The organism is Spirosoma terrae (assembly GCF_010435915.1).
In the GTDB taxonomy this organism is placed as follows: domain Bacteria; phylum Bacteroidota; class Bacteroidia; order Cytophagales; family Spirosomataceae; genus Spirosoma; species Spirosoma terrae.
Window position 1 is genome coordinate 442,999 of the sequence record NZ_JAAFZH010000003.1, and the last position, 17,948, is coordinate 460,946.

The following is a 17,948-nucleotide window of genomic DNA, read 5'->3' on the forward strand; positions in this document are numbered from 1 at the left end:
AAATAATTAGGCCTTTGGTTTGGCAAGAATGGCAAAAAATTCGAGTACGAAGCCGCCCATTACCACAATTGGGCCTAAGGTTAAGCCAAGGAAACCAAAGCCGAATTCTTCCTTATCGAGACTCATAATAAAAAAACCGCTTAGAATAACGGCAATACCAATAACCATCATGACATAATTCTGACGGCCAAAGGGAAGTGCTGCTGCATTGTCGCGACGAACGGTTTCTCCGATAGGCATCCGGGTAGTTTTGGCTGCGGGAGTAGTAGTGACCGGAGCCTTCTTTGCTGGTTCTTCACGCGTTAGCGTTGCTGAACTATATGGTTTGTCTTTTGCCATGTTCGTAAGTCAGTTAGTATGGTTATGTAACCCTGAGAATCAGCCTGTGTTTTTAATTCATTGACAACAGAGCTGCTGATTGGGTTGCTAGCTATTAATATAATTCGTCCAGTGTTAAACCAAGATAACGATTAACAGCCTGGAATGTACTCAGAAAGCCAATCAGAACGCCGAGCGCTATAATCCCAATCATCAGGAACGTAATTTTCTGCGGGTCCTGAAACATGGCCAATTCAGGTAGATTATGAATAGCCAGTTGTAAACCCACTAACAGAAGTACCACCGCAATGGCACCGGCTATAAAACCCTGCCACATGCCACGACCCAGGAACGGCCTGGTAATGAAGCCGTTAGTAGCTCCAACCAGCTGCATGCTGCGTATCAGCAGACGCTGCGAATGCAAGGCCAGCCGGATCGTATTGTTCATCAGAACAACGATAATCAGCAACAGAATCAGTGCAAATGCCGACATTACAGCGTAGATCTTGGTGATATTCCGATTGATATTATCGACCAGATTTTCCTGATAGACAACTTCGAAAATGCCGTCCAGTTCCTCCAGATCCTGCTTTACCTCCTGCAATTTCGCTTCTTCGAAATACTCCTCGTTGAGTTTTATCCGGTAACTGTCACGTAGCGGATTTTCGCCCAAAAACTTCGAAAAATCTTCTTTGGTTTCGGCAATAAACTCTTTGGCTGCTTCGTCTTTCGGAACAAAGGTCATTTGAGCCGTACCGTTAGTTTTAAGAATATACGGTTTTTCAGCAATAGCTTTCGATAGCTTCGTCATCTTCGTATTGCTGAGATCTTTATCCAGAAACGCCCGCATTTCGTAATTTTCCCGGATATAGGTAACTACTCGTTTTGACTGAATAGCCAGTAGTCCACAAAATCCGATTAAAAACAATGCCAGCGTCAGACTAAATAGGATCATGCCGCTGGGATATGCACCTACTTTCTTTTTTGTACGAGCCATTCAGGGATCGTGTTAATAGAAACAAAAATAATGGTTTCGACCGTCGAGTCGCCTAAATTAAGAAAATTTAAGGTGTTACGGTTGCATGGGAGCCTGATTCCCGAATGTCTTTCCAGTAACTGGCTCTTATTTCCAGATTGGTTCAACGGATCGAATCAACACAGAACGTAGGCCTTCCCCAAAAAATTCGATCCCTTTACTCGTCGGTTTAGGAAAAATCTGGTTGGTAAGCGTTACCTCTCCATCATTGCCAAACACTTCAACCGACGACCGATCGACCCAAATCTGTAACGAAATTCGACCGTTCTGTGGTTTAAGGGGAGCTGTAAATCGACCAGGAAATTCTTTTTTGAATGATACGTTGCCCGATCGGCTGCGATCCACGTAAACCTGTTGCCTGGACGGATCGTAGCCGATAACGGTTTCGTCTCCTTTCCCTTTGGATGCTTCTTCTTTCTTTACGCGAACACCAACGCCGGTTTTTGTTGCTTCCAGTTCGAGTTGAAGACAATACGTATCGCCCAGTAGCCCATTGTTCAAAATACTTTCGTTAAGCTGTGCTACGTCGGTACCTGTCCATTGAAAACTTGTGCTGAGCAATGGTTTCAGTTCCTGAATGGGTAACTGGCGAAGTTCGTAATGAGTAGCAGGGGTAGGAACTTTGGCCAGACGAAGCTCGCGGGGCAGCGACATGGCACCCCGAAACGGACTCGTAGGAATATCGTTGGCGTATTGCAAATTATTCATCCAGCTAATACTGATGGCCCCCCGATTACCGCGTCTGGGCAAGTTATTGAACGTAACGGCCGCGTAATAATCTTTGCCCCAGTCAACGAAACGGACCTCACCCGGTTTCGATTCATTAACAAAGGCTGATCCGTTAAATCGACCAACGTAGTATTGCATACCAGAGCCTCCGGCGGGGCCATTGTTTCCCATCGACAACAAAAGTACCCACTTCCGCTCCATTGTCCCATCAACCGGCACTTCGACCAGATCAGGACATTCCCAAATGGTAGCAGGGCTATCAGGAGCCGTAAATTCACTGGCTTTGGTCCAGTCTTTCAGATTGGACGATTTATAGAATAAGGCTTTTTTGTCGGTCGGTAGTGACACGATCATGACCCAATGTTTAGCGGGTTCATACCAGAAAACCTTGGGATCGCGAAAATCTTTCTGTTTTAGATCAATGACCGGATTGCCCGTATATTTTATCCAGCTTCGGCCTTTATCCAGGCTGTAGGCCAGGTGCTGACTCTGGTTACCTGGCTGAGCTCCAGTATAAATAGCAACCATCGGTACACGACCATCCTGCCCGAAACCGCTGGTATTCGCTTTGTCAACGACGCAGCTACCCGAAAAAATCATGGTCGAATTTTCTTCGGCAATGGCTGGTGGCAGCTCCTGCCAATGGACCAAATCCCGGCTGATGGCGTGGCCCCAGGTCATGTGTCCCCAATGGATACCGAAGGGGTTATACTGGTAAAATAGGTGATACTCACCATCATAATAGACCAGGCCATTAGGATCGTTGATCCAGTTAGCACGGGCCGAAAAGTGGTACTGCGGACGGTATGGTTGCTTATAGGTAGTGTCTCCAGTGATACGTTGTGAAAACAAATCCTGGGAGGCTAAGCCAAACACGAGCAATACCACAAGGGTACGATTCATATACTAGGTTAAATCAGGCGATAATTGATAGTAATAACTTAGCAAGTTGGTAAGTATTTTCCAGCTTATTGTTCACTAAGTTATTGATTGGCATATTATTTGGCTCAGAATACCTCACGGGCGATTTTCATAATATTATCGGCTTTGCCCATCGTATAAAAATGGAGAACAGGAGCGCCCTGGCTTATCAATTCCCGGCACTGCTGAATGCTCCATTCAACCCCAACCTGGCGTGCCTGCTGATCGTTTTCGCAGGCTTCAATGGATTTTGCCAAATCCTGAGGAATGTCCAGGTGGAAAATTTTAGGTAAAATCTGTAGCTGTTTTCGCGTACTGATTGGTTTTAAGCCCGGAATAATTGGCACGGTAATTCCGGCCTCCCGGCAGCGTTTGACAAAATCGAAATACTTCTGATTGTCGAAAAACATCTGCGTAACGATATAGTCGGCTCCTTTATCGATTTTCAGTTTGAGGTACTGAAAATCAGTCTCATGGTCGATGGCTTCGAAATGCTTTTCGGGGTAGGCTGCTACGCCAATACAGAAGTTGCTGGGAGCCAGTGGTGTATCTTCTTCGTGCAGATAAATGCCCTGATTCATATTCGCAACCTGTTCGACAAGCTCGCTGGCGTACGTATACCCATTTTCTTTCGCCTTGAACGTAGTGAACGGTTTAGCTGGGTCGCCACGTAGTACGAGCGCATTATCGATACCCAGATAGTGCAGATCGATTAGAAAGTCTTCCGTTTCCTCTCTGGTAAAACCGCCACAAAGTACATGAGGTACCGGATCGACGCCAAAACGATGCATGATGGCCGAACAAATGCCAACCGTACCCGGCCGCTTGCGGGTCACAATTTTCTGAATGGTGCCGTCGGGGAGGGGACGTTCAATGTATTCCTCCCGGTGGTACGTAACGTCAATAAAAGGCGGTTTAAACTCCATCAGGGGCTCGATGTTGTCGAGCAGATTTTTGAGATTATCCCCTTTAATTGGCGGAATTACTTCAATCGAAAAAATCGGTTTGCCGTTAGCGGCTTTAATATGATCGGTAATCTTAGTCATTCAGAAAACTGCTAAACCTTTACTTGGTATATCGCTGAAGGCCGCTTAAATAGATGACCATCAGAAACTGCGATAAGAGTATGAACGTAATACAGGCTATCAACTGACCACGTTCGGTGGGTATAAACCACGAAATACCACCTGTGCTGCCTGCAAAGATGGCTAAAACTAACAAACATTTACCAGCCCAGCCCGCCAGGCCTTTTTTATTGGTAATCCTCGCCTGATCTACGTTCGATAAGAGCCCTACCCATTCGAAGCGCCAGATCATTACGCCAATCGAAGCAATAAAAAGTCCAATCAAAATAAACGTAGTGGCCATGTCAGGATCAATCGTATTATCGCGAAAACACCAACAGCCGGGCGTTAATTCCAGTGGCCGAGCCATTATACCAGGGTTGAACGCGTACTCGCGATGTTGTTGCATCGGACTCTTTTCTGACCTCATGCAATTTGGGAATGCCCCAACCGGCAAACGCGCCAACAGCGGCTCCCACCAGAATATCGCTGGGGAAATGGTAGCCCGCTTCGTAGCGCATCAGACTTGTGGTCGACGCAAGTCCAAGCATAACTACCCAGACAACTGGTTTTAGTTTGGAATTCGGGTAATAATGGCGAAAGATTTCGGCTGCAAAAACGGCTGAAGCAAAGGCAGTTCCGGCATGTCCTGAAAAAAAGGATTGCCGACCATTGGGGGCTAGTTTCGGATCGAGTGGGGCATCCGGATTATATACGTACGGACGCGTACGTAGCGCAATGTTTTTTACCGTTTGCTGAAAAAGCGTTGGCAAGGCCAATACTTCAATATACATCAAGGGTACGGTTGCCCAGCCTTTATGCCGAAACAAGGTCGGCAAAGCTAGTAAGCCCGTAGCAACAAAGTTAGCGGTCAGGGCCTGATCGCTAAGCGTAAATGCATTAGGCGACCAGTTATACGTAGCACCACGGTCAAAAGCATTCACCTGACTCCTGTCGAAACGACTCAGATCGGCCTGTGTAAACGGTTTTACCTGTTGTTCCAGTATAAGCGATGTGGCACCCGTAATACCGACAGCACCCATTAAGATTCCGTCGGTTTTCCAACTCAGCCGATATGGATTGGGCCGGAGTCGGGTTTCTGGTTGCGAAAGCGTATCCTGACTGTATGCGTGCGGGAACGTCAGAACAAGCAGGAACGAAATAAATAGACGGCGGGGCTTCAATGCTACGGTGTTTACGACGCAAATGTATGGATTAAGCAGGGATGTTTACTATAGTTGCCATCGAGCGTATAACCCGTTGGCCGAACCGCTGCTCCAGGGCTGAATATTGAGTCGGCGTCCCCAGCTTTTCTGGTTCTTCACTTCGTGTAATTTAGGAATGCCCCAGCCCACCAGTGAGCCAAAAGCAGCGCCCACCAGCAAGTCGCTGTAGTAATGCCTTCCGCTGGCATAGCGCATAACGCAGGTAGCGCTGGCCAGACCCAGGGTGCCAACCCAGACAACGGGCTTCCACTTCGATTGCGGAAAATAGTGGCGGAATACTTCACTGGTAAACACCGCGGTGGCGAAGGCTGTAGTGGCATGCCCGGAAAAAAAGGATTGTCGGGCATCGCGCGTCAGCTTTTCTTCTAATGCTACGTCGGGATTAAAGACAAACGGACGCGGCCGTCGAGACAGTGCTTTCACCGTACTTTCGACCCCATTGGAGAACAACAACGTTTCCAGATACATGACCCCAATGGTTTTCATATCATTACGCATCGGTTTGGTCGCCAGCGTAAGCACAACGGGGAGCACGGCGTTGGTGTATAACGTAGCGTCGCTCATATGGGCAATGGTCGGATTCCAGTGTTGGGTGGCACTCCGATCAAAAGCGTTAATCGTATTGCGGTCCAGGGCTGCTACGTCGGCGGCAGTGAGTGGGTCAACAGCCCGGTTGAGTAAAACAGAGGCACCAAAGGTTACAGCCCCCGTGCCAAGCAGTGCTATTTCGCGCCCTGTTTTGAGTTGGTAAGGGGATGGGAACTGGGTCGATACGCTTAGAGAATCAACAGATTGGGCTGAGCTAACTAGCGACTGTAACGTTAACCATACGAATAAAATAGGTGTTGAGCGAGTCAACCGAAATCCTGAACGCATAATGTAGTAAGCTGTTAAATGACCCGCACAACAGTGGGTACGTCGGCTAAATAAACTAATCGGCCTTCAACCTCCGGAAAACCCATATCGCGGTATAAACTCGTGAAATAACGTAACGAATCCGCCGGGCTTTTAGATTCAGAAAAACTAGTGTCGGCAGGGATCGATTCGTATTGAACCAGAACGATACTGCCATCTGGATAGTATACAACCCGGTGTGGGGCTCCATGAACCCGTTTATTGCTCAGAATGCTGCGATCCGTATCGATCCGTAACGTATCGTCAAATAAAGCCGCCAAATCCGGGTGAGAAATAATGGCTAGCAGTGCCTGTTTGATATCGTCCTGTTCCGTATGCCGTACCAACCCTTCGCTAACCAGTTTTCGGAGTGTTTTATCAAGACTGCCGGGGCCTTTAATCAGACTGAGGGCGGCACATAACTTCCGATCACGCTCGCGGGTTCGTTCGAACGTAGCGACATCGAAGACACGATCGGCTTGCCGACGTAGCTGTAAATCCTGTTTCCGATGGCCGCTGATCACGTCATCCAGCACAATTTCGTCTAATTCTACATCGATGGCCTGATGCGAGAAAGAGCTGCTGCAAAGGCTTATGTTGTAGGAGTAGAGGCCATCCTGCCAGGCGCAGCCGCAATTTCGGGCAACGTCACTATCGCGCAGAAAGGCATGGAGCCAGTGACTGATCGTGTTAGGCTGCCCTTTCCCGAATTCTTTGGCTTCACTAATGACGTAAAGCCGATCGGTTGGCCGCGTAAACGCTACGTACAATAGGTTCATATTTTCCAGAAACGTACGCGTAACCTCCTCTTCATACTGAGCGGCAATGGCTACCGGAGCGCTACGTAGTTTACTGGTAGTATTGACCGGAGCGGATGAAAGGCGGGTAAGCTGTCCCAGGTCATTTTGATGAGCCAGCATGTCGGACCGGATCGATGTCAGATCAAGCCAGATGGTGCTATCGCTAATGGGTTCAACTTTCCAGTTGGCAAACGGAATAATGACGACGGGAAATTCCAGTCCTTTCGACCGGTGAATGGTTTGTATACTGACAGCGTTACGGGCATTGCCTTCTACCGATACTTTCTGGCGAACATTTTCCCAGTAAATGAGAAAATCGCTAAGGTGACCGCTCCGCTTCTGATTAAAAGTTAATACTTCGTCCAGGAAGCGGAAGAGGAAGGGGTTATGTTCTGCCTGACTAAACAGGTCAAACTGGGCGGTTAGTCGTTCGGCCAGTTCGTAGGGGTTGAGTTGACCCAGCGCATACGGATCTAATGGATAGCCCTGGGCTGTCAGGTACGTGTAAATACCAGCCTGATCGCCTTCGGCTATCCGCCGAAGTTCTTCCGTTAACGTATCATCAGGAAAAATGCCTTGTACAACCCGGTGAAACAGATACAACAGTTCATAGCGGAGTAGTTTGTGATCGGGTTGTTGCAGAACCTGCATGATTGTCACGATCCAACGCACCGGATCGGAAAATTCCAGCGACAACGAATCGGCCGAAACCAGCGGAATCTGGCGGGCATTCAGTTCGTTGGCCAGCGCTTTCGCGTGCGATTTTTTGCGACATAAAATGGCAATATCGCCGTAGTTATAGCCATCTGCCAGCGATTTTTCCAGATGCTCAATGGTTTTATCAAGCATCATAGCGGTAAGATCCCGATCCGTAAACTCATCTTTGGCTACGAAGTCGACTTGTACGTGTCCTTCCTGGCGGGCTTTGGGCGGAGTTTTCTGATGAAATTGCTGATTAATATCGAATACGTCGGCCAGTTTGGGATGCTGGTGCTCAAATTTGCGGGCTGTAAACTCGAAAAAGTCGTTGTTGAACGTAACAATGGGTTTGGCACTGCGCCAGTTTGTGTCCAGCATTTCGTCCTGCAAATGACCGTTGAGCATATCGATCCGGTCGGCAGTCCAGGAGCCGGGATTGTGGGCTTGTTTCAGACTGTCGAGATCTTTCCGGTGCAGAGACACAATCTGGTCCATATCGCCACCCCTAAATCGGTAGATGGCCTGTTTGCCATCGCCCACGGCCAGATTAAAATGTTCAGCACCCAGCGCATTCTCAATCAGCGGCAATAGGTTCGCGAACTGTAGCCGCGACGTATCCTGAAATTCGTCGATCAGAATGTGGTTATATTTTGTGCCCAGTCGTTCGTAGAGGAAGGGTACTGGTTCCGAAGCGACAATGTTCAGAATCTTCTTGTTGAACTCCGAAATATGAACCCGGCCATCTTTTCTGAGTAGATCATCGAACTCAATCCGCATCTGCTTCAGAAGCGCGAGTTTCTGAAGGTGTGGCAACAAACAGTCGAATAAGGTTAACTGTCGGCTATTTTCTTCCCGAATATCATTGATCTGAGCAATGCAATCGCACAGTTCGTCGGCCATCCCGTTAATCAAGTCCTGGACGGGCTTCGGCGTTTTCTTTCCGTACCAGTCTCCATTGTTCAGCGCGTTGTAAACGCGGGTTCCGGCTTCTTTTTTTGCGTTTCCTTCGGCAACAGCTTTCAGATAACCGCCCACGCCACTAGCCCCGTAGCTGAAGTCAGCTTCGTCCAGACCGGCATCCGTAATCAGCTTCCAGGCTCGTTGCCCGTGGCCAACAATGGTAGCTTCTATCTGTTGCGTGTAGTCGAGTAATTGAACCCGAATGGCACGTAACGCGCTGGGCGATAGCTCCTGGGCCGCGTTAACCGATTCGTAAAACTGATCGGAGGTCAGGTTTCGGCCAAACTCTTTGAGCAGTTCGGGGAGTTGGTTCCAGCTTTTGCCTTCGGCGGCTGCGTGGGTATAGTACTCGCTCAGGATGGTGGTGATCTCATCCGTCTCGTCGGTTCCCGCTTTTTCGATCAGATTGTCGATGGCCAGTTCGAGTACTTCGTCTGTTTCCATCTCCACCTCAAACGAGTATGGAAAACCGAGTTCATCGGTAAACGCCATAACAACCCGTTGCGTGAACGAGTCGATGGTGGTTACACTAAAATCACCGTAACGGTGCAGAATAGTTTTGAAAACGGCAGCGGCTTTTTGACGTAGCTGGCCTTTTGCTACGTTCATGGCATCGCTGCCTGGCGTAACACCATGTAGTTCAACCGCCAATTCGTCCAGGAGAGGGAGCTCTTTCCCACTGGCAATGTCGGAAAGACGGTCAAGAATACGGTTCTTCATCTCATTGGCAGCCGCGTTAGTAAACGTTACGGCCAGAATATGACGGAAATAGCCGTCCTGCTCTTTGGGCCGAAGCGCCAGCTTGAGATATTCTTTGGTGAGCGTATAGGTTTTGCCTGACCCCGCCGAAGAACTATATATCTTGAACATTGGTCGAAAGGGAGAAAAGGTAACCCCTTTCTCCGTTAAAAATTATAGCGTAATCCTAAGCCTGTATTCAGGTTCAGGAAAAAGGGAGCCTGAAGTAATTCAACGTAAGCGCCCGTTTCCAGGAAAAAGGAATAAGGTTTACTGGCCGGAAAAAATTCCAGACCGGCTATACCCGACCCGCCCAGTGATAGCGCATTTTCGTATTCGCCGTTCAGACGAGGGGGGTAGTATCGACGGTTATTGATCTGACCACCAAAGCCATAGTAAGCTCGCATGCTCTCGCTTTTGGTCAAAGCCGTGTGCCATAAAAAATGCCCTTGTATGGTGAGGCCAACACTTTTATAAATACCATTCCGGTAGCTGCGGTTGGTGCCGTACAAACCACCATACGTACCAATATTGAGGTCGAAGGCGTGACTATCGCCAAAGTATTTGCGGACGTTTACGCCGGACGGTTCACCGATCCGAAAGCCAACAGACCAGTTGTTATACTGGGCGTTTGCTGTGTTGGGTGTGGCCAGCCAGCCCACTAAAACGAACGTTGAAAGCAGAAGTAATTTTCTCATAGAAACGATAGCACGCTACGTATTCGACACTAATTCAGGTTTTGTGGCTTCATCACCCGTTCCGAGCGGCAAGTCAGCTGATACGGGATAGGTAGACATAGCCCGAAGTTCCTCTAACAGCCGATCATTTTCGGTCCTGGTCCCAACTGAAATGCGTAGACAGCCGTCACATAATTTAACTTTTGATCGGTCGCGAACGATAACCTGTTTGTTAATCAGGTACTCAAAGGTTGCTTTGGCATCATCGAACTGAACCAGCAAAAAGTTAGCATCGGACGGGTGTATAAGCCGTACAAATGGCAAAGAACGTAGATTCTCAGCCAAAGTATGACGTTCAGCTAAAATATTAGTCACCATTTCGTTCTTCTCTGCTTCGCGGCTTATGGCTTCCAGCGCGAGTTGTTGCGTAGGGGCAGAGATGTTGTAAGGCGGTTTAATCTTGTTGAGAACACCGATTAATTCTTCGGAAGCAAAACACATACCCAAACGTAGTGCTGCCAGTCCCCATGCCTTGGAAAAAGTCTGTAAAACAACCAGATTTGGGTAATTGTCAAGCTCGGTTGTCCAGGAGGGCGTAGCGGCAAAATCGATATATGCTTCATCGACAATCACCAACGATTGCTCGGCTCTTTCAAGAATAGACCGGATCGCATCGGCCTGCAGCAAATTACCCGACGGATTATTGGGCGAACAAAGCCAGATGAGCTTCGTCTGGGGTGTAATGGCGGCTAATACGGCCTCCAAATCGACCTGGAAATCGGTCGTTAGGGGTACTTTAATGAGCTCAACATCATTGATATGGGCCGATACTTCATACATACCATAGGTCGGCGGCATAATCAGGATGTTGTCTTTGCCGGGCGTACACGTAGCGCGAACGAGCAGATCGATCGGTTCGTCGGAGCCATTCCCCAAAAAAATCTGTTCGGACCGAACGCCCTTGATCGGAGCCAGGCGCTGTTTAATAGCCGCCTGATGAGGATCGGGATATCGGTTATACTCGCCCTGCGACGTAGCGGACCCAAGCGGATTTTCGTTGGCATCCAGAAAAACGCCCTCTGTGCCAGTATATTCATCGCGGGCTGACGAATAAGGCGTAATGGTCAGTATGTGTGGGCGGAGAAGATTCGTAAGCGAAAACATAGTTGTAGTATTGATCTGGCAATAGATACCGGACGAGTTAGTGAGTGTTGTATGCAACGTGCTGACTATCAAGGTAGAGTCTGTCTGGGTCAAAGTCCAGTTCATTAGGCCACACTACAGTTCCATTGAAAGGCTTGGCTTGCACAAACAAGTTTTTATCCTGAAGCTCCTGGAAAATACCAATTGATAGATACGGTTTTACATCAAAGATTCTATGTTCTTCATTGGTGAACCAAAGCTCTAACATGAAATCTGGTAGTGGTTTAACCTTAGTGACTCTTGGGTTCATAGTCGGTTATTTTAATGGGTCAATAGGAAATACACGCTGGCCCAATATGGCTAATTGCCAATCGGCTAATAAGTCTTCGCGATGTATTTCGATCCAGGCATCGACTAGTTTGATTTTGTTTTTAGGAAGACTCCCTTCAAGTAAGGCTCCGTCGTTGATCGCAAACACACCCTCCATTTCTCCATATTTAACGTGAATATGAGGAAGCTTGTGTTGCTTGTTGTCAAAATAATATAATGAAACGATTAGGCCATAGAAAAGAGAAATAACGGGCATATGTTAACAAGTTACAGTTATACGGTGTGATATTCTTAAGGAGTTGGGCGCCATTGAAACGAGCGATCGTCGATGGCCCGCATGGTACACAACACTCCGTTTAGATGGTCGTATTCGTGTTGGATGAGTTCTGAAACACCCCAGTCCGTTACGTTCCAGGTGTGGGTCTGCCAGTGTTCATCCCGGTAAGACAACGTCAGACTGCGGTGTCGGCGTACACGGACGAGCAAATTCGGGAAGCTCATGCAGTCGTCCCAGAGTTCGTCGGTATCGTCGCTAACCATGACCAGTTCAGGATTGATGATGATTTGTGGATGCGTTACGTTCAGATACACCAGGCGTTTCATGATGCCGAGCTGAGGAGCTGCAATGCCGCGCCCAAACTGATATTTAGCCCGAATTTCTTCCATTACGTTGTGTAAATCGGCCACCCATTCCCGAACCAGGGGCAGTTCGGCTTCCTGCACCGGTTCGCAGGTCTGGTATAAGCGTGGGTCGCCCAGCAGCAGCAGATCAGCCAGGTGTTTCATGACAGCAGACGTTTCAGCGAGTCGACCAACGTATCGATTTCACGCTCTGTATTAAAATAATGTGGTGAAATACGGAGAGCTGCCGTTTTCATTCCCTTATTGTCGTAATCCAGAATAGCGGCTTCGCGCGGACTTAACGACGTATTGATCTGTTCGTTACGTAAGGCAGTTTTTAAATCGGCTGCTGACTTACGATCGCTGATAAGCGTAATGATGGCCGATAGACGCTCGCCCTTGTCCAGTAACTGAACACCTGGAAGCTGGCTTAACTGGTTTCTTAGCAACGTAACGAGTTCGGCATTACGGGCCGCTATAGCATCTAGCCCAACATTGAGCGCGTATCGATGCGCTTCGGCGGCCCCCAGCACCAGCGCATACGGAAACTCCCAATACTCAAATCGCCGGGCTGTTGGTAGCAGATCGTACGTATTGGCCGACTCCCAGGTGGCGCCCCGCAAATCAACGAATAAAGGGGCCAGACCGCTCGACAGTACGTTGTCGGAAACATACAAAAAGCCCATGCCTCGCGGTCCACGCAAAAACTTACGACAGGTTGCGGTTAGAAAATCGCAGTGGATCGAGGTTACGTCGATCGGTAGCTGTCCCACCGACTGACAGGCATCGACCAGATACAGTACGTTATGTTCCTGACAAAGCTGGCCTATGGCTTCCAAAGGCTGAACCAGGCCGGAGTTTGTCGGTACGTGCGTAACCGCCACGAGTTTAGGACGTAGCGTTTTAATCTTCTCGGCCATATCCTCGACCGAAACCCCGCCCAATGAATCCTCTTCAGCCCGAAGGACCTTCACCCCAAACCGCTTTTGCAGAGATAGGAAAGCGATCTGATTCGATACGTAGTCATTGACCGTTGTCAGGATCACATCGTCCCGCTCGAATGGAATGGAGGACAAGGCGCGAGCATAGGCATCCGTTGCGTTGCCGGTTGCTGCAATGTGATCGGCGCTGGTGTTGAGCAGTTCGGCGGTCGCGCTGTAAAATTGCTGAATGGCCTCTTTTTGTAAATCAGCCGCTTCGTAGCCGCCTGTTTGTGCTTCCAGTGCTATATACGTCGTGATGGCGTCAATAACGGGTTTGGGCATCAGCGATGCACCAGCATTATTGAGATGCACTACGTGTTGCGTACCGGGGGTGTCGCGTCGAATGGCAGCAAGATCAAGCATGGAATCAGAGGTAATCTCAAGCGGGATTGATTTCGTTTAAACTCGCTAATCGTAAACTTACAGCTCGTTTATGTGCGATCAGCGATTCGGCTTCGGCCATAGCTTCTACTACGGGCCCAACGTGCTGTATGCCTTCAGGCGTAATGTGTTGAACAGTAATTTTCTTGACGAAACTATCCAGCGAAACGCCACTGTATGCGCGGGCAAAACCATTGGTTGGCAGTGTATGATTTGTTCCCGATGCATAATCGCCAGCCGATTCCGGGGTGTAGTTACCCAGAAAAATCGATCCGGCGTTGATAATCTGATCCACTACGTTCTCCGCATTGCCAATGCTTAGAATAAGATGCTCAGCCGCGTAGGTATTCAGCAGATCAATAGCTTCGGCCTGCGTTTCGACCAATACAGCCTTGCTGTTTTCCAGTGCTTTGGCCGCCAGATCTTTTCGAGGGAGCTTACTCAGTTGAGTGGGTAGGGTCAGATTGACCAGTTCGACAAGACGCTTGCTGGTCGATACCAGCAAGACCTGACTATCGGCACCATGTTCGGCCTGTGAGAGTAAATCGGCCGCAACAAAAGCCGGAACGGCGGTATCGTCGGCATAAATGGCCACTTCGCTAGGACCAGCGGGCATGTCGATGGCCATTCCCTCTTTGGCCACCAGCATTTTAGCGGCCGTTACGTATTGATTACCCGGTCCAAAGATTTTATATACCTGTGGAACAGACTCGGTTCCGTAAGCCATGGCTGCTATCGCCTGTGCGCCACCGATCCGGAAGACCTTAGTAACCCCAACCAGTTTAGCGGCAAAATAAATGGCAGGGTGATTGCTGGGCGTGCATAACACAATTTCATTGCATCCCGCCAGTTGAGCCGGAACGCCCAGCATAAGCACGGTGCTGAACAGGGGAGCAGTCCCACCCGGAATGTACAAACCTACTTTTTCGATCCCGACACTACGTCGCCAGCACACTACGCCCGGCATTGTTTCGATCTTTTCAATTGGCTGTTTCTGGCGCTCGTGAAAGGTTCGAATGTTTTGATACGCTTGCCGAATGGCGTCTTTTAGTTCAGGGCTCAATTGCGCTTCGGCCTGGTCGAGTTCGGCCACTGACACGGCCAGGCCACTGGTTGTCAGATCGGTTTTATCGAACTTTTGGGCCAGTTCAATGAGGGCAGCGTCGCCACCTTGTCTGACCTGAGCAAGAATAGGAGCCACCGCAGCTTCGATCTGTTCCGTAGATTGGACGGGACGAGCTAATAAAGCGGGCCACGTAGCGCGTTCGGGGAAAGAAATAATCTTCATACAGGACGGGTCATGACAGTTTCCCTACTGAACATCAGCCGTTGGCATACTTATTCAGCAGGGCATACGTCATTGTTAATAAATCATCTTTTCGATTGGAATAACCAGAATGCCTTCAGCACCGGCAGCCCGAATGGCTTCAATATTTTCCCAGAATTCGTTTTCGTTCAGAACCGAGTGAACAGAACTCCAGCCTTCCGTGGCCAGTGGCGTTACGGTTGGGCTTTTCATACCTGGCAGGAGAGATGTGATCTGATCCAGCGCATGGTTAGGTGCGTTCAGAACAATGTATTTATTGTTTTTGGCAACCTGTACAGCTTTAATCCGGAATAGGAGCTTATCGACCAGGGTTTGCTTTTCAGCGGGAAGTTCCGGACGAGCGATCAGGATCGCTTCTGAGCGGAAAATTGTTTCCACTTCCTTCAGTCCATTGCTCAGCAACGTACTGCCCGAACTCACAATATCACAGACCGCTTCGGCCAGTCCAATGCTCGGGGCAATTTCGACGGAGCCGCTGATTTCGTGGATATTGGCCGTAACCCCCTGACTCGCCAGATACGTACCAAGGAGGTTAGGGTAGGACGTAGCAATATTTTTCCCCTCCAGGTCCTGAATACCCGACCAGTCGTTGCCACGTAGTATAGCTATCGACAGGCGGCATTTTGAGAAGCCAAGTTTATGAATAGTGTTTACCTGCCGATTGGTTTCGACCGCTACGTTTTCACCAACGATGCCCAGGTCGGCAACGCCATCTTCAACGTAACCAGGAATATCGTCGTCGCGGAGGAAAAGGAACTCGGCCGGAAAATTTGATGAAATGGACTTGAGCTTACCGGTTCCGTAATCGAAGCGAATACCACATTCTTTGAAAAGCTGGTACGAATCTTCGCTCAGCCGACCGGATTTTTGCAGGGCAATACGTAATACAGAAGACATTACTGGATGTATAATTGACGACTTTGGCTATGTGATTCACTGAAAAACAGTCCTTAGTTCGTTGATTGTGAATGGAACTAACCACTAATTAGTGGAAGGTTGGCAACTTAATTTGGGGGCAAAAGTACAGGATATGCGGGAAACGTCGGCTTAGTAGCCGTGAAGATGTCGACGATGTCGAAAAGGAGAAAGGGTTGCCCGCTGGGAGATCATGGGCGCAAAGATAGGTAATAATGAGTGGTAAATACCAGGGTATCCAGGAGAGAAAGTTAAAATTGCTCTTTAATTAGTCGGTTTTTTTGTTATATTTGTTTCAAATCAATCGGATTGCCGATTCAACGGTTTGCTGGCCAGGGAACAAAGGTCAGCGGTTTTTCACCAACATTTAGCTGCTACCTTGACATTTCAGGAATTTAATCTCCACGATGACCTTCTGGCCGGAGTGGACGCCATGAACTACTTAAAGGCCACGCCTATCCAGGAAATGGCCATCCCAAAAATCCTTGCCGGACACGATCTTATTGCCAGTGCGCAAACGGGTACCGGTAAAACGGCTGCTTATCTGATTCCGCTTCTGGATCGGATCTCTCATGCCGACCATGACCATACCAGTACACTTATTCTGGTGCCTACGCGTGAGCTGGCTAAGCAAATTGATGAACAGGTCGAAGGGTTTGGCTACTTCGTTCAGGCCAATAGCATTGCCATTTATGGTGGTGGCAAAGGCGACGACTGGGATAAACAACGAAAAGCGCTTGAAACGGGAGCCGATATCATTATTGCGACACCCGGTCGGCTTATCGCCCACATGCAGCTTGGCTATGTAAGCTTCGACAAAATCGATTACCTCGTGCTCGACGAGGCCGATAAGATGCTGGATATGGGTTTCTCCGACGATATACTCAATATCGTGGCCAAGCTGCCTGTCAAACGGCAGACCTTGCTTTTTTCGGCAACAATGCCCAACAAAATACGGGAATTTTCGAAGCGTATTCTGACTGATCCCGAGGAAATTCGGCTGGCAGTTTCAAAACCAGCCGCCGGAATTGATCAGCAGTTCTATATGGCTTACGATGCTCAGAAACTACCACTTCTGGTACACCTGATCAAAAATAGCCCTACTCCGGTGCAAAGTATGGTGTTATTTACGTCGCGGAAATCAGAAGTAAATAGCATTGTTCGGTCCCTGAATAAACTTGGCTACGAAGCCAGAGGAATCAGTTCGGATCTTGACCAGGACGAGCGGGAAATTGTGCTACGTGATTTTAAGAATAAAAGCTTTCCAATTCTCGTGGCAACCGATGTCTTATCCCGTGGAATCGACATTGATAATCTGACCCACGTAGTGAATTACGACATTCCGCGCGATGCCGAAGATTACGTTCACCGCATTGGTCGTACAGCTCGCGCGGCTACCAAAGGCACGGCCATTACGTTCATCAGCGATCAGGATCAGAATCGAATTGTGAAAATCGAGAAGCTGATCGAACGTGAGATCGAAAAACAGTCGATTACGGAAGAATTGGAAATGGGTAAGTCGCCCGTGTTTGATCCTCGCCGGTTTAGTGGGCTTCGTGGTAAGGGACGTCGTGGTGAGGCCGATCGTAAAAAAGTGGGTGAAAGCGCGTCTACTTCTGGAACGGTTCAATCGGGGGAAAAACGTAAAAATCGCCGTCAACGGGACAAGCGTAAGGTGAAAACAGAACCTGGAGCGAATGTCAATGGTGTGTTGGAATCACCTGTGGAAGCTGCTGCCACAACTGAACAAGTGCCAACCGCTCAGCCTGTTGGTCAGGAAGCAAGCAAGCCTAAACGCCGAAAGAAACGTCGTAGAGGCCCGAAAGAGGGAAAGCAGGAGTTCGTTCCCCTTGGCAATTCGCCTGCTGAACCTGCTGTAGCTGGCGAATAAATCCTACTATCCTCCGAAAAAGATTAGTCAGGAATTGCCAACCAGAACAAGCCCATTAAAGTCGTCAAACAGCAATTCAGGTAGTGCCTACGAACCAACAAAAAGCTTGGTCAGGGTGAGAATTGTCTCGTTCGCTGGATTGCATGGATAGACCCGAAACGATGTTAATGGCACTTAGTCTTTGAGTCGTACCCAGAAACCTTCTGTCAAAATCATAGTTTTGATGAGTATAGTAACTTTATCGGTAGGCATCGGTTATTTGCCTACAAACTCAACGGATTGATACTCTGTGCTT

17 protein-coding genes are annotated in these 17,948 nt (G+C 48.7%); 1 reads left to right on the forward strand and 16 read right to left on the reverse strand.

Annotated features, from left to right (window positions below; genetic code table 11):
• Positions 1-6 precede the first annotated feature (6 nt).
• From GK108_RS09770 to hisG, 16 genes are all read right to left on the reverse strand, one after another.
• Positions 7-339, reverse strand: a complete 333-nt coding sequence (locus tag GK108_RS09770; protein WP_163946588.1) for a DUF3098 domain-containing protein — start codon at positions 337-339, stop codon at positions 7-9.
• Between the two features lie 94 nt (positions 340-433).
• A complete protein-coding gene (locus GK108_RS09775) occupies positions 434-1,315 on the reverse strand; it encodes a cell division protein FtsX (RefSeq protein ID WP_163946591.1) in 882 nt (293 codons plus the stop codon).
• A gap of 126 nt (positions 1,316-1,441) precedes the next feature.
• Positions 1,442-2,986, reverse strand: coding sequence for a glycoside hydrolase family 32 protein (locus GK108_RS09780; protein ID WP_163946595.1), 1,545 nt, complete (start codon positions 2,984-2,986; stop codon positions 1,442-1,444).
• Positions 2,987-3,090: 104 nt separating this feature from the next.
• On the reverse strand, positions 3,091-4,050 hold the full coding sequence (gene metF, locus GK108_RS09785; RefSeq protein WP_163946598.1) for a methylenetetrahydrofolate reductase [NAD(P)H]: 960 nt from the start codon (positions 4,048-4,050) through the stop codon (positions 3,091-3,093).
• Between the two features lie 19 nt (positions 4,051-4,069).
• On the reverse strand, positions 4,070-4,438 hold the full coding sequence (locus tag GK108_RS09790) for a hypothetical protein (protein ID WP_163946602.1): 369 nt from the start codon (positions 4,436-4,438) through the stop codon (positions 4,070-4,072).
• Complete coding sequence (locus GK108_RS09795; RefSeq protein ID WP_246224778.1) at positions 4,389-5,252, reverse strand: phosphatase PAP2 family protein; 864 nt, start codon at positions 5,250-5,252, stop codon at positions 4,389-4,391. The genes GK108_RS09790 and GK108_RS09795 overlap by 50 nt, the downstream gene beginning before the upstream one ends.
• A 48-nt stretch (positions 5,253-5,300) precedes the next feature.
• A complete protein-coding gene (locus GK108_RS09800) occupies positions 5,301-6,170 on the reverse strand; it encodes a phosphatase PAP2 family protein (protein ID WP_163946605.1) in 870 nt (289 codons plus the stop codon).
• A gap of 14 nt (positions 6,171-6,184) precedes the next feature.
• Entirely contained in the window at positions 6,185-9,517 is a 3,333-nt protein-coding gene (locus GK108_RS09805; RefSeq protein ID WP_163946608.1) for a UvrD-helicase domain-containing protein, read from the reverse strand.
• 35 nt (positions 9,518-9,552) lie between these two features.
• Positions 9,553-10,083, reverse strand: coding sequence for a hypothetical protein (locus tag GK108_RS09810; protein WP_163946612.1), 531 nt, complete (start codon positions 10,081-10,083; stop codon positions 9,553-9,555).
• Between the two features lie 15 nt (positions 10,084-10,098).
• Positions 10,099-11,226, reverse strand: coding sequence for a histidinol-phosphate transaminase (gene hisC / locus GK108_RS09815; RefSeq protein WP_163946615.1), 1,128 nt, complete (start codon positions 11,224-11,226; stop codon positions 10,099-10,101).
• A gap of 37 nt (positions 11,227-11,263) precedes the next feature.
• On the reverse strand, positions 11,264-11,515 hold the full coding sequence (locus tag GK108_RS09820) for a DUF2442 domain-containing protein (protein ID WP_163946617.1): 252 nt from the start codon (positions 11,513-11,515) through the stop codon (positions 11,264-11,266).
• Positions 11,516-11,521: 6 nt separating this feature from the next.
• Positions 11,522-11,791 carry a type II toxin-antitoxin system toxin DhiT gene (dhiT, locus tag GK108_RS09825; protein WP_163946620.1) on the reverse strand — a complete coding sequence of 90 codons (270 nt, stop codon included), beginning with the start codon at positions 11,789-11,791 and terminating at the stop codon, positions 11,522-11,524.
• A gap of 35 nt (positions 11,792-11,826) precedes the next feature.
• On the reverse strand, positions 11,827-12,321 hold the full coding sequence (locus GK108_RS09830) for a peptide deformylase (protein WP_163946623.1): 495 nt from the start codon (positions 12,319-12,321) through the stop codon (positions 11,827-11,829).
• Entirely contained in the window at positions 12,318-13,502 is a 1,185-nt protein-coding gene (locus tag GK108_RS09835; RefSeq protein WP_163946625.1) for an aminotransferase class V-fold PLP-dependent enzyme, read from the reverse strand. Before GK108_RS09835 ends, GK108_RS09830 begins: the two co-directional genes overlap by 4 nt.
• A gap of 16 nt (positions 13,503-13,518) precedes the next feature.
• A complete protein-coding gene (gene hisD, locus GK108_RS09840) occupies positions 13,519-14,808 on the reverse strand; it encodes a histidinol dehydrogenase (RefSeq protein WP_163946627.1) in 1,290 nt (429 codons plus the stop codon).
• A gap of 75 nt (positions 14,809-14,883) precedes the next feature.
• Entirely contained in the window at positions 14,884-15,744 is an 861-nt protein-coding gene (hisG, locus tag GK108_RS09845) for an ATP phosphoribosyltransferase (RefSeq protein ID WP_163946629.1), read from the reverse strand.
• A gap of 451 nt (positions 15,745-16,195) precedes the next feature.
• On the opposite strand from hisG, the gene GK108_RS09850 reads away from it, so the two are divergent.
• Positions 16,196-17,653 carry a DEAD/DEAH box helicase gene (locus GK108_RS09850; protein WP_163946971.1) on the forward strand — a complete coding sequence of 486 codons (1,458 nt, stop codon included), beginning with the start codon at positions 16,196-16,198 and terminating at the stop codon, positions 17,651-17,653.
• Positions 17,654-17,948 lie beyond the last annotated feature (295 nt).

Bases quoted from the DNA above. Each gene is read 5' to 3' on its own strand.
- GK108_RS09770 (WP_163946588.1), bottom strand. From the start codon at position 339: ATGGCAAAAGACAAACCATATAGTTCAGCAACGCTAACGCGTGAAGAA.
- GK108_RS09775 (WP_163946591.1), bottom strand. From the start codon at position 1,315: ATGGCTCGTACAAAAAAGAAAGTAGGTGCATATCCCAGCGGCATGATC.
- GK108_RS09780 (WP_163946595.1), bottom strand. From the start codon at position 2,986: ATGAATCGTACCCTTGTGGTATTGCTCGTGTTTGGCTTAGCCTCCCAG.
- metF (WP_163946598.1), bottom strand. From the start codon at position 4,050: ATGACTAAGATTACCGATCATATTAAAGCCGCTAACGGCAAACCGATT.
- GK108_RS09790 (WP_163946602.1), bottom strand. From the start codon at position 4,438: ATGGCTCGGCCACTGGAATTAACGCCCGGCTGTTGGTGTTTTCGCGAT.
- GK108_RS09800 (WP_163946605.1), bottom strand. From the start codon at position 6,170: ATGCGTTCAGGATTTCGGTTGACTCGCTCAACACCTATTTTATTCGTA.
- GK108_RS09805 (WP_163946608.1), bottom strand. From the start codon at position 9,517: ATGTTCAAGATATATAGTTCTTCGGCGGGGTCAGGCAAAACCTATACG.
- GK108_RS09810 (WP_163946612.1), bottom strand. From the start codon at position 10,083: ATGAGAAAATTACTTCTGCTTTCAACGTTCGTTTTAGTGGGCTGGCTG.
- hisC (WP_163946615.1), bottom strand. From the start codon at position 11,226: ATGTTTTCGCTTACGAATCTTCTCCGCCCACACATACTGACCATTACG.
- GK108_RS09820 (WP_163946617.1), bottom strand. From the start codon at position 11,515: ATGAACCCAAGAGTCACTAAGGTTAAACCACTACCAGATTTCATGTTA.
- dhiT (WP_163946620.1), bottom strand. From the start codon at position 11,791: ATGCCCGTTATTTCTCTTTTCTATGGCCTAATCGTTTCATTATATTAT.
- GK108_RS09830 (WP_163946623.1), bottom strand. From the start codon at position 12,321: ATGAAACACCTGGCTGATCTGCTGCTGCTGGGCGACCCACGCTTATAC.
- GK108_RS09835 (WP_163946625.1), bottom strand. From the start codon at position 13,502: ATGCTTGATCTTGCTGCCATTCGACGCGACACCCCCGGTACGCAACAC.
- hisD (WP_163946627.1), bottom strand. From the start codon at position 14,808: ATGAAGATTATTTCTTTCCCCGAACGCGCTACGTGGCCCGCTTTATTA.
- hisG (WP_163946629.1), bottom strand. From the start codon at position 15,744: ATGTCTTCTGTATTACGTATTGCCCTGCAAAAATCCGGTCGGCTGAGC.
- GK108_RS09850 (WP_163946971.1), top strand. From the start codon at position 16,196: ATGAACTACTTAAAGGCCACGCCTATCCAGGAAATGGCCATCCCAAAA.